This window comes from Tenacibaculum sp. AWR4_210 (assembly GCF_056160945.1).
This window is the reverse complement of sequence record NZ_JBSWYF010000012.1, coordinates 92,447-107,308: the sequence shown is the minus strand read 5'-3', so window position 1 is coordinate 107,308 and position 14,862 is coordinate 92,447. Positions and strand designations below refer to the sequence as shown.

General features: G+C 40.3%; 13 protein-coding genes. 4 read left to right on the top strand and 9 right to left on the bottom strand.

The window, feature by feature from the left end:
- On the top strand, positions 1 to 1,758 hold a 1,758-nt coding region (locus tag ACXAG7_RS18145; protein WP_476667716.1), incomplete at its 5' end, for a serine hydrolase.
- Here ACXAG7_RS18145 and ACXAG7_RS18140 read toward each other — a convergent pair.
- Positions 1,755 to 2,090 (bottom strand): cyclic-phosphate processing receiver domain-containing protein, encoded by a 336-nt coding sequence (locus tag ACXAG7_RS18140; RefSeq protein ID WP_476667715.1) that lies wholly within the window; start codon positions 2,088 to 2,090, stop codon positions 1,755 to 1,757. The two genes, ACXAG7_RS18145 and ACXAG7_RS18140, sit on opposite strands and share 4 nt — an antisense overlap.
- A gap of 491 nt (positions 2,091 to 2,581) precedes the next feature.
- Between ACXAG7_RS18140 and ACXAG7_RS18135 the strand changes: the two genes are divergently transcribed.
- Both ACXAG7_RS18135 and ACXAG7_RS18130 read left to right on the top strand, forming a co-directional pair.
- Entirely contained in the window at positions 2,582 to 3,205 is a 624-nt protein-coding gene (locus tag ACXAG7_RS18135) for a LysE family translocator (protein ID WP_476667714.1), read from the top strand.
- A 126-nt stretch (positions 3,206 to 3,331) separates the two neighbouring features.
- The gene (locus ACXAG7_RS18130; protein ID WP_476667713.1) at positions 3,332 to 4,537 is read left to right on the top strand and encodes a WD40/YVTN/BNR-like repeat-containing protein; all 1,206 of its coding nucleotides are present in this window, start codon (positions 3,332 to 3,334) and stop codon (positions 4,535 to 4,537) included.
- Positions 4,538 to 4,585: 48 nt separating this feature from the next.
- On the opposite strand, the gene ACXAG7_RS18125 is transcribed toward ACXAG7_RS18130, so the two are convergent.
- The 8 genes from ACXAG7_RS18125 to ACXAG7_RS18090 all read right to left on the bottom strand — a co-directional run bounded on the left by ACXAG7_RS18125 (position 4,586) and on the right by ACXAG7_RS18090 (position 14,320).
- On the bottom strand, positions 4,586 to 5,470 hold the full coding sequence (locus tag ACXAG7_RS18125) for a PorP/SprF family type IX secretion system membrane protein (protein ID WP_476667712.1): 885 nt from the start codon (positions 5,468 to 5,470) through the stop codon (positions 4,586 to 4,588).
- A gap of 11 nt (positions 5,471 to 5,481) precedes the next feature.
- Entirely contained in the window at positions 5,482 to 6,798 is a 1,317-nt protein-coding gene (locus ACXAG7_RS18120; protein WP_476667711.1) for a T9SS type B sorting domain-containing protein, read from the bottom strand.
- Positions 6,799 to 6,852: 54 nt separating this feature from the next.
- Positions 6,853 to 7,719 carry a PorP/SprF family type IX secretion system membrane protein gene (locus tag ACXAG7_RS18115; protein WP_476667710.1) on the bottom strand — a complete coding sequence of 289 codons (867 nt, stop codon included), beginning with the start codon at positions 7,717 to 7,719 and terminating at the stop codon, positions 6,853 to 6,855.
- Positions 7,720 to 7,751: 32 nt separating this feature from the next.
- A complete protein-coding gene (locus ACXAG7_RS18110) occupies positions 7,752 to 8,513 on the bottom strand; it encodes a gliding motility-associated C-terminal domain-containing protein (RefSeq protein WP_476667709.1) in 762 nt (253 codons plus the stop codon).
- Positions 8,514 to 8,629: 116 nt separating this feature from the next.
- The gene (locus tag ACXAG7_RS18105) at positions 8,630 to 9,961 is read right to left on the bottom strand and encodes an immunoglobulin domain-containing protein (protein ID WP_476667708.1); all 1,332 of its coding nucleotides are present in this window, start codon (positions 9,959 to 9,961) and stop codon (positions 8,630 to 8,632) included.
- Between the two features lie 3 nt (positions 9,962 to 9,964).
- Positions 9,965 to 11,011 (bottom strand): hypothetical protein, encoded by a 1,047-nt coding sequence (locus ACXAG7_RS18100; protein WP_476667707.1) that lies wholly within the window; start codon positions 11,009 to 11,011, stop codon positions 9,965 to 9,967.
- Positions 11,012 to 11,021: 10 nt separating this feature from the next.
- Positions 11,022 to 11,180: a hypothetical protein gene (locus ACXAG7_RS18095; RefSeq protein ID WP_476667706.1), complete on the bottom strand. Its 159-nt coding sequence runs from the start codon at positions 11,178 to 11,180 to the stop codon at positions 11,022 to 11,024.
- On the bottom strand, positions 11,180 to 14,320 hold the full coding sequence (locus ACXAG7_RS18090; protein ID WP_476667705.1) for an invasin domain 3-containing protein: 3,141 nt from the start codon (positions 14,318 to 14,320) through the stop codon (positions 11,180 to 11,182). Before ACXAG7_RS18090 ends, ACXAG7_RS18095 begins: the two co-directional genes overlap by 1 nt.
- 97 nt (positions 14,321 to 14,417) lie before the next feature.
- On the opposite strand from ACXAG7_RS18090, the gene ACXAG7_RS18085 reads away from it, so the two are divergent.
- Complete coding sequence (locus tag ACXAG7_RS18085; protein WP_476667704.1) at positions 14,418 to 14,861, top strand: thioredoxin family protein; 444 nt, start codon at positions 14,418 to 14,420, stop codon at positions 14,859 to 14,861.
- Position 14,862: the final 1 nt, after the last annotated feature.

Here is a 14,862-nt window from a genome sequence, read left to right as displayed (position 1 = left end):
ACACAACAGGTACGATATGGATTGTTTCAACGTGGCTTAGGATTACCTCAAGGATCAAAAGCTTCAAAATTAGTAGCAGATTTGGAGGCTTGTTCTATTTCAGGGGGCCCTTTAGGAGTGTTGGCATGCGATAAAGTGAAGAGAAGAGCCGATTTTTTAAAGTTAGAAAATCTAGAGAAATACAGTTTCATTTTTAAAGAGTCGAGTAGCTATTTAGGACGAGCAGTGTACGTTTTTGAGTTTGAACCTAAACAAGTGCAGGCAGAAACACCTTATAGTGGGTCGATACTCATCGATAAGGCTTCAAAAGCGATTGTGGGTTTTGATTATGTACTAGATGAAAAGCTATTGGAAGACAAAAAAATACGCGCACGTCGCAATGTGACCATGGGAAAAGGACTGGCCGGTTTAGAGATGGACGTTAAGAGTATTCAAATGATTCTTAGGCATAAAGTAAAAGTTCGCTATGCTTTGCTAAAAGGTAAATGGTATCCTCAACAAGTCAAGTATGAGAACGAGTATCGAAATACAATTAATTCGTTGCCTCCCTTGCATCAAAGCGCAGTAGTGAACTTACTCATTACAGAAGTGAAAACAGCGGATGATAATTTTACACCTATCAAGCGTTGGGAATTGTTTAAAAGTACCATGGCTAATTATGTATCTTTAGTTCAAAAACCCGATGTACTTGGTTTGTATACCAAGGCAAATCTCGTGCTTCCGGCTAGCTTGACCCAAAAAGCCATTAACGATTATGCGATGAAGCAAAAAATTACAGATGCCACAAGCGATCAAGAGCAATTTATTGACTATGGCGGATACGTTGTTGGAGTGGCTAATGGGAAAGGAAATTATACGGTAAGAGCTTATGGGAATTCAGAAAAAGAGGTTCCAGTTACAGAAGAAATGAGCTTCGGTATCGGAAGTAATACGAAAACATTTACAGCCGTTTTGGTGTATAAGTGTATGGAAAAGGGCCTGTTGTCATCAAATCAGACTATTGAGGAGTTACTGCCTGAATTTGAAGTGAATCACATTGATAAAAACATTACTGTAAATCAATTATTACATCATGCTAGCGGTATTTATGATCCTTTGAATGAATCCGATGATTTGATCAATAGGGCTTTGAGTGAGCCAGAAAAAGCTATTTCGAATTCTACCTATTTTTCAGCACTTAAACAACCGTATTTTGCTCCTGGTACACAATACAAATACTCCAATATCAATTATACGATACTCGGATTAATTCTAGAACGTGTCACTAAAAAAAGCTATGCTGAGTTATTGAATGAGGAAATTCTGGTTCCTTTGGGTTTAAAGCATACCTTTTACTGGGGCACTCCGTCAAAAAATACATCTTTAGCCTATTCTTGGTTGTCTAAAGGGAAGAGTTTAAAAGAATTTTCAAGAAATGGAATTAAGAGTCTTGCAGGACCCGCGGGTAGTATATTTTCGAATGCCTTTGATATGCTACGTTGGTACGAAGCGCTGTTTGGAGGCAAAGTACTCTCCGAAGCCTCGATGAAAGCCATGCTCAAAACCGGAAAAGGAGACGACGGACTAAATTATGGCGCTGGAATTTTTGTTGAAGAATTGATAAATGGCCCTCGTTATTTTCATTCAGGAGAAACCATTGCATATAGTTCGTATATACTCTATGAGCCGTTTGGCCAGAGATGCGTAGTTGTTTTGGTCAACCAAATAGAAGCAGATCCGGAAACAATAGCTCTTAAAGTATTAGAAAAGCTTCGTTAGTTACCGTGTAAAAAACGAAGGTAATTGGTTAATAAGCCTCTTATTTGTTCTGCTGCTACCGGGTTGGCCGAGTGGACTGCAAAAGTTAAGTTTTTTAAATCGAACCCTGATTCGTATACGAGCCATTTGGCGGCTGCCAGGCCATCAGGGGCGATTTCACCGCGCTCATCCAGTCCTAGATCGTTATCGAAACTGATAAAATCAGGCAAACCGTATTGTTTGATATGGGCTACAAAAGCTGAATACGAACGAACGATGTCAAATTCGTCTTCCGAACTGTTAGGATACACCATATCAATGGTTCTTACATCATCTAGAAATAACTTTTTCATGCAAATACGAGTTTTTTAAGGCGTACTACAAAGGTACTCAAATAGCTAGCAGACATTCCTACAAAAAGGTAAAAAACAACTAGATTATGGTCCGTAAGGTTCAATAAAGATTTTCCATTAATGAGGAAAAAAATGGCACTGGTACTGATAACAATACAGTTTAAAAGTAATGCGCGTCGGTTTTTTGAGATACACCCAAAAAGAAGGTCCTTTGCAAACAGGTATAATACGTAGTAAAATAAATAACTGTTTAAAATGGTACTTCAAGTTTCGGTAAACATGATGAGCAAATTGTACCAAAATACGATATAGGCCAAGATGACAATTCCTACAATAAATACGATTCGGAGTAACATACTAGACAACTTTTTGATGCAAAATAGGAATACTTTGAAAACTCACAAACCTAAATTCATAGTAAAAAGGTAGTTTTTAATACGTTTGGCGATTGGGTGTCTTTTAATTTTGTTGTAACCTAAAAACTAAAAATTATGGAATTGAGTTTAGTTGTTTCGTTTCTTATTGCGGCTGTCAGCTTAGCGCTTATGCCGGGACCCGACAATTTATTAGTGGTCACTGAAAGCGTAACCAAAGGAAAAAGGCAAGGTATAGGCCTATCCGCAGGCTTGGCATCGGGAGTACTTGTGCATACACTAGGTATTGCTACGGGTGTAGCATTGATCTTGCAAACCTCTCCCAAAATTTTGTTAGGGATAAAAGTATTGGGCGCACTGTATATGTTGTACCTCGCTTATACAGCTTTTCGAGAAAAAACAGCAGTAACTGTTCAATGGGAATCCGATGAAGCTGTGAATGAGTCGTTTGGGAAACTCTTTCAAAAAGGAGTTGTCATGAATGTACTCAATCCGAAAGTGACCTTGTTTTTTATTGCATTTTTACCGCAATTTGTTGCGGAAGAAGGATGGCCGTATGCCGTACAAATAACTGTACTGGGTGCTTTGTTTATGGTACAGGCATTTTTAGTGTTTTCTGGAATGGCATTAACTGCCGATAAGCTTCGCCATTACATTACCTCAGCGCTATTTTGGCAGCGAGTAAAATGGGTGAAAATTGGAGTACTGGTTGCACTGTCACTCGTATTAGTACTGTTGTAAATATGATGAATTCCTTGATTTTGAATTCCTAAATCCCGTTTGAAAAATTAATTGTTTTTTTAACTAGTATAGTTTCTTTTTTGGTATGTTTTTTGATGCTAAAAGAGCGAATTAAAAATTGAAACTATGAAAAAATTACAAGGGGTGACCCTAGTGGCATTTGCTGCCCTGCTTACGAGTTGTTCAGATACTCCAGAAAGTTTAAAACAAGCTTCGACAATTGCTGTAAGTCCAAAAATTGTGAAAAAAGGAGAAGAAGTTGTCGTGACCGGAACGGGTCTAAATGAAATTACCAAAATTACCTGGAATGAAGCTGCGCTTTCTTTGAGTTCGCAAACACCTTCAGAAATTAAGTTTGCTTCTGCTGGCAAAGGAAGTGGAAGTATCAAGTATTATATTGGAGCTAAGTTGGTGTCGGCTACCGATATCAAGGTCCAAGACGATGCTTGGACTAAGGTAGCTTTTGATAAAACGTTTAAGAAAGTTTCGTTTGTGTCACCGACAGAAGCTTACGCTATTACGGAAAAGTCAATTTCACAAAAAACAGCCTTGTTTAAAACCAATGACGGAGGTAAGAGTTGGAAGGAGCTTCCGGTGCTGTTAACGGATACAGCAAATTTTTATTTACAACCCGATAAAAGTATCGTCGTTAGTTTAGAAGAAGATCAATCTAATTGCACTCGTAGTGTTGATGGGGGAGCTTCGTGGAAACCTTTTCAGTTAACAGGAGGATTAAAATCGGGGTATAATTTTATGGATGCTCGAGAAGGATGGGTAATCGTTTCAGAAGGCGCTGCAAAAAGTAAATTGATGAAAACGACCAACGGTGGACAAACATGGAATGCCGTTTATGAATTTGCAGCCTTTATGCCAGAAGGTAAACTGGTACACGTTGCTGGTAATACCATGTATTTATATGCTAAAAAAACAGGAGCTTTACACCTCAGTACCGATGCAGGGAAGCATTGGAAAACGATAGATCTTCCTGTAACGCACGGTAAAGAAGCTATTTTTCAATATGTAAATAATCAGGAGTTTTACCTTGGGGATGCTTTTTCAAGAAGAATTTATAAAACTATCGATGGGGGAACTACGTTTAGCTTAGTCGGGAAACTGCCTTTTGAGGCGCTTATGCAATCGTTTAAAGTGGTGGATGCTGGTTTGATACATGTTGTAGGAGCAGGAGGAGAATCGTGTTATTCATCTGATGGCGGGGCTACTTGGCAATGGAATCACGTGAATGATGAAGGAGATTTGCAGAGTCCTAATTATACGGATTCAAATATACAGGTGCTGATTAAAGGGACCCTTTGGATGAAGAAATTAAAGTAATAAAAAAACCACTGAGCTGCTCAGTGGTTTTTTTTGTTTCCGAATTTTTTAAAAAATAGTATCCATATTACACAAGAGCATCAATTCATGACTACCGCTTTGATAACTGCTTATTTCATTGGTGTAATGGGTATATCCATAGCCCATTTTTAACCATTTTGAAATGCCGATAAGGCCGTTTAGTTGCAGGGAATTATTCCATGAATACGAAAGTCCTACTTGGTGTTTGTCGTTGATTTTTAAGGTGTTGTTTAGATCGAATGCCAAAGGAGCTCCTGGAGCAATGTTAACTAATATTGATGGGACTAAGGTAAAGCGGTCATCGATGGGTAAATTGTACAATCCTCCGAAGGCAATATCGAGTCTGTTTTTCTTTTTAAGTCCTTGCATGTCTTTGTAGCGATTGTCAAATAATACTCCTTTGATAACGGCATGTAACGTATAATCTTCATGTACTATGGCCGCTCCAACGGAGAAGTTTGGACTGAATTTGTTTACAGCTTCAGCAAAAAAGGCATCGTTTTGGGTAGCGATTTTAATTTGATCGATAGCTCCACTATAGATGTTTCCTTGTGCTTTTATACCAAATAGTAATTGTTGTTCATCCGATAATTGGAGTTGGTAGGAAATGTCTAAGGACACTTGGGTTTGATTAAAAACAAAAATCTTATCGCTGATTACGTTGAGTCCTATACCGAGGTTGTTTTTAAAGGGAATAGTAAGGGCAAACGTATTCGTTCTGGGCGCATCGGGAACTCCAGTCCATTGCATCCTAGAGTTGATTAGTAATTGTGTATTGCGCTCTCGTCCAGCAAAAGCTGGGTTAATGAGGTTGAGACTGTAATTGTACAAGTTGTAGTTAACGGTGTTTTGAGCTACTACCTCAGCGCTGATGATTAAGAGTAATAACGTACCGAGAATTTTAATATTCATAACGTCTTTTTTTAGTAGTTTAAGTATACCCATCCTTTAAAAATTTGATTGTTTTCACCTGTGTTAAAAATGAAGTAGTACGGACCTACAGGGAGTTTTCGGTCACTACCGATGGTGATTTTTCCGGTTGATTTTCCATTCCATTCATTGTTGTAAGGAGCCGCTTCGTATACCTTGTTTCCCTGTCTGTTAAATATCAGAAGTTCATTGTTGGGGTATTTTGAAAGCACATTCGGGAATATTTCCCAATAATCATTGACGCCATCGCCATCAGGTGAAAACCCTTGAACTAGATCTTTGGGTAAACCGTTATTTGGTGTGCTAGGTGAGGTCGGGTCGGTAGGATCAGTAGGGTTACCTGAACCGTCTTTTACAAACCGAACCTTTTCGGTGTCGGTTATGGGATTACCGTTTAAGGTTCCAGTAATCGTCGCTGTTTCTTTAAGAGTACTACTCGTAAGGTAAGCGGTATAACTCCCATTCTTTTTGTCGGTGACACTGCTGAGTTTTCCTGCTGTAGTTTGCAACGTAACCCGCTGATTGGCATGATTGAGTATACTACCGTTTTTATTGTAAAGTTGTACGGTAATCAAACTCGAAGCCACACCATTGGCTTTGATCGATGTTGGGTTTGCTGTGATGAGCGATTTTTCCGCTGACGGACTATGGTCGTCTGTGTTAATATCACCGAAATAAAATCGAAGCATGGGCAATTGGGTGTCTAAGCGCCCATTTTTAGTCTTTCCACCTTTTTTGTAAAACTCATAACTCACGGTGTTAGCACCTGAATAGTTCCAAAGAAAAGCAGGTGAACTACCGCAGCCTATTGGGCTTCCAAGGGGTTCGTCATTTTCGTTGCTGAAATAGATCGCTAAATTTTTAGATCCTCCGTAGTTGAAAGGACTGTCTAAAATAATTTGTGTTTTCGAGTTTTCTACAGTACCGCCTCGTCTCCAGGTAATGTCACCACTATAAACAAGTGTATACGTGCTCAAGTCAGGTTCGTTGGCCGAAGGAAGCTCGGAATAGTCTACTTCTTTGATGTAGATTTTTTGATTTTTAGCAGTTTGAAAATTACAGGCGGAGCCTACTTTACAATCCACAAAAAAGGCGAGGGCTTTAATTTTTCCGGAAGCACCTATTTGGGCTGAGGTATACAGCATGGTAACCCAACTGTTTTCCTTTTCAAGTACGTAATCATAACGAGCAGGTGCCGTTTTGGTAATAGAGGTGCCGCAAATCGGATTGCCCACAGTAACCTCACCGTCTTGAGCAAAGCTGGTTTGAATACCGATAAATAAGAGGAGTAAGTAAGTAATTGGTTTCATATACGTAATCGTTTTATGAACAAATAGTAAGTGTCTTTTCATTTTTGTGATAGTTTAAAAGCAATTGGGGCGCCAAGAAAATCGCGAGGATCTTTTTTGAAGTAAAAAAAATCTCATGAAAAATTCATGACTGCCCGATGTATGTGTGTATAAAGTATTCGTAGGAATACCATATGAGTATCCTAGTTGAAGCCATGGATTGGCATCGATTAGCGCATTGATAGAAACACTGCTATTCCAGCGATATCCGAAACCAAAATGATACTTGCTGAGGTAAGATACCATACTCGTGATGTCGGCATTCATAGGAGTTCCGGGTTCCATCCGCAGTAAGAAACTGTTGGTGAGGTATACCGAGTCATTGAGGTCGGTAAAGAGCCCTCCTCCAGCATTGATCCGATACGTATTTCGGTGGAGGTTGCTAAGATTGAATCCCACGGCATGTAGGTAGTAATCCGAGTTGCGCAAGGCAATTCCTATGCTTAAGGAGGCTCGGCTAGTACGCTGTGCATTTATAAATTCTGGATCATTGGGAGTATGAGTGCGTATACCCGAAAAATCAGGCACAAATTGTTCCCCAGTGATCCCCATGCCAAATAGTAAATCATGAGATTGATTGAGTTGAATGGCATAGGAGATGTTTGCGGTAATACTGTGGTTGTTGAAAAACTGAAAATTGTCGTTCACTAACTGAATCCCTAATCCCCAGTTTCCGCCCACAGGGGCACTAATCCCCAAAAGACTAGAGTGAATGGGGTATTGCATTCCAGACCATACTTTGCGATGATGGGCAACAAGTTGCGTAGCGCCGTTTTTACCACTGAACGCCGGATTTATGACCTGTAAATTGGAACTAAATGCAGAGAAATCGGGCTGGTTTTGCGCTGCGCAAAATGCAGGAGTAAGTAAGCTTGTAATCATGCCTAGCAAACAAAACGTCCTTCGATAGTGTATCAATATTTTATGTAGACCCATCCTTTTAATACAGTTTTTGATTTGTCGTTTAGAGCTAATAGGTAGTAGTAAGGACCTTCAGGCAGTGTAACTTGTGCCTTAAAAACCCTGCTATTTGTCGCTTTACCATTCCAATCATTTTTATAAGGCCTTGCCTGGTATACGATTTCATTTCTTCGGTTAAATACTAGGAGTTCATTTTGAGGGTATTGAGTGCTAATGTTGGGGAGCGTAACCCATACGTCATTAATGGCATCACCATTGGGTGAAAATCCATTGGGAATTCGAAAGGTGTTAGTGATGTGTACGCGTGCTGAAGCATTCGTATTGCACGGGGCCTTTCCGGTAACAGTATAGGTGTAGTGTTGCCCCTTATGCGTCCATGTACCTCCTAGATCAGGTTGTCCTCCAAGAGCGCTAAACAGCATAGATTCACTAGGAGTTTGACCTTCTAACAATACCAAGGTGCCATCGGACCCCGCGTTGGGCTTGGGAATAATGTTTACCTGTACCTTAGCTGTAGCTGTACAACCGTTCAAGAGCACGCTCAAAGTATAGGTTCCTTGCATAGCCGGAGTTACTTTATGCCGAATTAGATCGCGATTTGCAATCATTTTACTGTCGGCTGTTTCCCAGATATATCGAGCGCCAGCCTGAAACTCCGCAGTGAGTTTCAGGTCGTCACCCTCACAAAGCGTGAGTTCTCGAAGACTACTTGTTAAGGAGTGACTTTGGCCTAAGGTCGTTAGCGCTCTTGCCATACAAGGCTGGGAGTAGCTATTTACGACTAGCAAAAGACATACTAGTTGCCGATACACCCTGGCAACAAAGCCCTTTTTATTGATGTTATGACATGACATAATCGCTTGGTTCCAACTTATTTTTTCTTAATAATCGCTTTAGGTGCGGGTAACTGTCCAGTATTGCTAAATGCTGAGGAAGCATTTGATTGACAGGTGCTTTTTTGAGCAATGACGGTATAACTGGTTCCCACAGTCATTCCGGATATCGCTCCAGATGCCCCTACACTAGGCCCAGTTGGACTGAAAATATAGGTAGTTCCAGCATCGTAGTTTTGTATGCTACTAGTACCATCATGGCTACACGTGGCAGCAGTGCTGTTGATGATTGGTATGGCTGGAGTTGTGAGTTGAGCAGCCTGATCAAATGCGGTTGAAGTACCTGAAGAACAGCCTGATTTTACTGCTTTTACAGTATAGTTAGTACCAATGGTCATACCCGATACCTCTCCTGTGGCACTTACAGTAGGGCCTGCAGGATTAAAGGTATAGCTCAGGCTGGCATCGTAGTTCGTAATTTTGATAATTTCATTACGAGTACAAGTAGCTGCCGTACTCGCCAGTAGTGGAGTTGCTGGCGTTGGAAGTTGTGCTGCAATAGAGAATGTACTAGAAGCAACTGAACTACAGGTCAATTTTTGAGCTTTTACAGTATAATTCGTTCCTATAGTCATTCCGGAAATCGCACCTCCCGTGGCAACACTAGGCCCAGCAGGGCTAAAGATATACGTTACCGTAGCATCGTAATTAGTGATTGCACTGCTTCCTTTACTACTACAGGTTGCCGAATTGGTAGTAACCAAAGGGATTGCTGGGGTAACTAATTTGTTATTCGCACTAAAGCTACTAGAGTTTGATGATTCGCAAGTGTTTTTAGTGGCTTTCACGGTATAATTTGTCCCAGCAACCATTCCAGTGATGTTTCCACCTGCGTTGACAGTAGGCCCAGCAGGGCTAAAGGTATAACTTACACTAGCATCGTAGTTGCTAATCCTATGCGAACTGGCATTGGCACAAGTTGCGGCGGTATGGGTTAAGGTAGGAGTAGCTGGGGCAGTATTGATTTTTACTTCAATTTGAGCGGTATTGGTACAGGTATTTTTAATGACAGTTAAGGTATAGATACCCGCGTGACTGAGTGTTACATTGTTGATGATGAGATCTTGTGTATTCGACACTGTACTACTCCCTTTTTTCCATAGGTAGCTCGCTCCTGAACCAGCGTCTTCTGCTGTTAAAGCGAGTTTTTCACCGACGCATAAACTAATTTCACTTAAACTAGTAAAGGAGTAGTTTGTCGTAGTCTGTATTATTTTACTCTTAGGAAGTTTGGGTAAGTCAATAGCGAAAGCTGTGATGCCGTGCAATATGAGTAGCACGAGCATAGGTAGTAAAGTAAAGTTTTTCATGGGTTATTTTTTGATAATTTTAGCAGTGGGAATTTGGTTGATATCTAGTGTGTAATTTGCGGTTGTGGTACCGTGAGTATTGGAGGCATGTAGTGTCAGAACAACACTTCCATTACTGACATCCACAGCGCTGGGGGTGTACATAGGGTTTAATAGTGTGGCATCATTAAAGGAACCTCCTGTAGCTGTACTCCAAGAGAGGCTGGTATAGTTGGTTGCTGTTACGCCTGTAAATTGGAAAGCAACGGCACCGCAAATAGCGGCCTTACTCTGCAGGGTTATGTTTGGCGGTGTGCCTGAGTTTTCAAAGGTAAAAGAAGTTACAGGCAGGGTTTTGTCAAAACTCCCCGTACTACTAGTTTTGTTAGAGGCTTTGTATTGGGTATAAACCACGGTATTGTTTCCCTGATGATCCCAGAGAAAAGGAATACTGGAAAACATGGACACGCCAATTCCTGATTCGTTTTCGAAATAAATTAATAAGGATTTAGTTCCGGAATACTGAAATGGCGTTTGAAGCCTAATCACATTTTTTGAATTCGTTAAACTGTTGCCGCGCTTCCAAGTAACGCTTCCATCATAAACTTTGGTAAAGCTGCTTAGATCAGGATGGCTATTAGAACGTAGTGCCGTTAACGTTGTTTCTTTAATATAAATTCTTTGATTACTCACAGTGGTATAACTTTTACTACTGCCGCAGTCGATAAAAAAACTAAGTGAGACTAATTTTTTAGCACTGTTAACTAAGGAGCCTTGTTTGTATAATAGCAATGACCAACTGTTGTTCTTACCACCATTCCACGAACCGTCGTCGTAACGAGCTGGTACGTTGGTGTTAATAGATGAACCGCATACCGTACTACCCACTTGAACCTCTTGCGCCATTAGGGTTGGACTGGGCATCATTAGGTAAAGACCAATACAGAAGAGGTGAAGTGTATGAAAATACTTTACAGAGCATTCAGGCAGGATTTCTGATAGAGGGAAGAGCCTTGCATATTCGCAAAACTCTTCCTTCAAAATTCTCAGAAAACAAAGTGTGTTTTTCATAGCAAACAGGTTAGAAATTAGTTCCTGGATCTTCAGGACTTGTTGCTTGTGCTTTTTGAGGACTCAATAAGGTATAGGTACCTAATGCTGTTAATGCCGCGTATTTACTGAAGTGTCCTAGTTTTTTTAAGGCAGCTTTTCGGGAAATGTTATTAGGGGAATTTTCCATTAGTTGATTTGTATTTTCTTTGTAATGTTTTGTGAGTTTGAGTGTACCTTACACAGGTAAATTCCAGGAGTTAGTTGTGGTAGAGGAAGGCTATTGTCACCACTACCAATAATTTTCTCATTGAAAACAGAGGCACCAGCAGTTGTAAAGAGGGTAATTTGACAGTTCCCTTCAAAACCTTTGAGTATCAACTGACCGTTGCTGTAGTAGGTTAGTACTTCGCGTACTGGAACTTCTGTAGTACTTAATACCTTTGAACTTTTGGTATGTAGGTAAAAACGTCCTGTCCCGTTATCTGCTGAACTCAGATTTTTAACAAGCTGTTTCCCATCCGATAGTTTTTCAATTTCTCCGGTCTTTTTGTCTTCCAAATAGCATGTGATATCCTGCGGGAATTTGTTGAGTTGTACGCCAATAGATACACGAGCATTGTTGTTATGGATATAGGTGCCAATAGGAACGATCATCGTTTCGTAATCGCTATTCGGTAGTGCTTGAATGGCGAAGTCTTCTGTGTATTCACCAGAGACAAGTTGGGTGTAGATACCTATTTTTTGCTGGGTAGCTGTAAAGGTGGCAATGTCTGAACCAATGTCTAATCCCGTAGTTTTTCCGTGAATATATCTGACTTTTGTCGTATTTCTGCTGTTTGTATCGTCAATGCTAAGCTGGATTTCCGTAAGGGCATTCGAAGCAGTTCTCATAAGACTTAGGTTGTTTTGATGGGTCAACATGGTTCTGTTGAATACGACCTGTGAAGCTCCTCCATCTTTGGCATGCACAAAAAAGGCTTGCCCAGGGGCCAGGTAAAACGCAGCATCATCTACAGATTTTTCTTGGTAGCGACTCCCATTCCATACAAAAATTCCCGATCGAAGCGGATCAAGAGAGGCGGCTTGTATATTGACTTTTAAAAAGTTTTTGTTCGGATCCGTACTGTTGGTTACCTGGAGAGCTGCGGTATATGGATTTCCAATAAGATTCCATCGATTGCCACTGTGGGCACTTCCATCTGTAAGCACTTTGGTTAGGTCAGCATGCAAAGTTCCGGTCAATGAAAGTTTGGTAGCGGCTTTTACTTTTACTGAATATCCTTCTAAAGGAACCAGTTCTTGCCCGTTAATGGTGGTCGTTGTCAGGTATTCCCAGCGAGTTGCAGCTGCTCGATTGTTCTTGTACTGAGCAAAAGCGTACTTTGTAGCTTTGGTTAACAATTCATCTTTGAAATCACTGATCAGTTGTCCTTTTACGGGACTTGAAAGCAAGTGCCATCCTTTGTCGCTAGCTGGGTCTGTAGTAATATAGCGTTGATATTTTACATTTCCTGTGCTGGTTCCGAGGACGATTAATGAACCGCTATGGCTGCTATTTGAGTCAATAGTTAAACTGCCATTATTGGTTAAGTATCCTTGGATGCTGAGGTTGTTCGTACTTGGAATTGTCACGACTGCCCCTGCAGTAATCGTTAAGTCTTTAACACTACTATTTACATTGATAGTTGCGTTTTGAGCGACAATTACATTGTCTTGACTACTAGGGATCTTACCTGTACTCCAATTACCTGCATCTCCCCAATTGTTGGTCAATGTGGCGTTAAAGGTATTTGTCTGTTTTAGTGGCGCTAGTTTAAAATAGGTACTTGGAAATGAATTGCTCAGCGTCCCAGTAGTCGTGCTCTGATCTGTTCCGACAGTAAATTTTTTATAGACCAATCTTTTTTCGGAAGCAGTGGTGTTACTACGAACAAAACTTGGAGTTTTGGTAAAGCCTGAGTTGATGATATTATCACCGTGTTCGTTTAGAAAGTATACCAATAGGTTTTTAGTCCCACTCAATGTAAACGGTGTATTCAATGCAATGGTTGTTTGAGCCTTGGTACCGGAGCTCCAAGTGATACTTCCACTATATACTTCGGTAAATTCTGAAAGATCTGGATGGGCTGCATTGGTGATACTAGTGTCCGTTACCTCTTTCATAAAAATACGCTGTTTGTTGGCAGGATTGATGGTTCCTGTAGTACAGGTATAGTAACCTATGTGGGTTATATTTATCGAAGAAGTGGAAATTTCTTCTTTTTTATAAAGCGTCATACTCCAGCTATTGTTTTTGGTTCCGCTAAAATTTTCTTCGTAGTTAGCTGGGACATCACGTGTAGTTCCATTACCGCAATTGCTGTCTTTAACTGTAGTTTCCGTATTGGGTAGTGCCGTAATACTGATTGTTTTTACCAATGTAACAGCTGGTTTCCCAGGTTGTGTTACCGTTGCTGTCAATGCGTAGTTACCAGCTTGAGACGTACTGAATTGAGCGCTGTAAGTTCCGTCTGCATTATCAGTGATGGTAGTCACGGCAGGTGATGAAAAAGTAAGTACACCTCCCGATTTACTCAGCGGATTTCCGAGAGCATCTTTTAAGGTCACTCGTATGGTAGCTTTTTCGGTTCCATTGGCAACCACCGCTGCCTTGTCAATGCTGATGTCTGATTTATTTGCATCAGCAGGTGTCGTGGAATAGGAGGGTTGAAACCCAATAACAACTTGCGGTACTTTTTTTTCTGTGTTACTGACACTGGTAAAGCTAGTTGGGTCAATGGTACTGGATCCGAAGGACACGTATTTGTAAAGTACTCTCGTATGTGTAGTGACATAACTCAAAAATTTTGGAGCGCTCCACGAGCCGCTTCCTGCAGTGTTTTCCAAGACTTCCACTACTAAATTATTTGTACTTACGAAATCGAAGTTTTGAGTAAATGGAATGCGTATATAACCGGTGGCCTCATCGTAAGTTATAGGGCCTTTATATACGGTTGTCATTCCGTCAATCGTAGTGGCGTTGTATGGCCATGATGCCGCTTGTGTAAATTGAGTAGCAGCGATCATTTTTACCTTAACTGTCCAGTTTTTGAAATTTTCAATATCGAGATTTCCCGATTTGGAGAGTTTAAAGGTCAAACTCGTGATGGGACCTGAGTGGTTAATTTCGGCACCGAGGTAAATAAATTGACTATAGTTGTATTTGTTGGAAATTCCTATAGGTGTATAACTGCTTGTTCCTGTACCAGTTCCGAGGGTTTTGTTTTGAGCTGGTAGGTTAATAGTACAAACTAGTAGGGTTATGAGAGCGCGTAGTAGATTCTTCATCTATATTTAGACTAAATTTAAATTAGGGATAAAAAAACACCAAAATTATATTTATTTATTCTAAATAAAAATTATTTTTGCGTGAAATTTTACGAAAATGAACAAAAAAATTACCCCTATCTTATTATTTTTTGCAGTATTTCAAATGCATGCTCAGATCTCCAAAGCTGGAGTATGGCTTACCAATGTTGAAGAAGCTTTAACACTAGCGAAAAGTCAAAACAAAAAAGTATTACTGTATTTTTCTGGATCCGATTGGTGTAAACCTTGTAAAGAGCTTAAAAACGAAGTATTCGAAACTACGGTGTTTCAGCAAAAAGCAACTACTGATTACATATTGGTGAATATTGACTTTCCACGTAATCGAAAACCCTTAACCAAAGAGCAAATCCGTTACCGAGAATCCATTGCAGAGCAATACAATAAAATGGGTTCTTTTCCCCTGGTAGTGATTTTAAACTCAGAGCGTCAGTTACTGACTTCCATTGATGGTTACAAAAGCGAGTCGGCAGCTTATTATGTCGATAATTACCTAAAGTAAA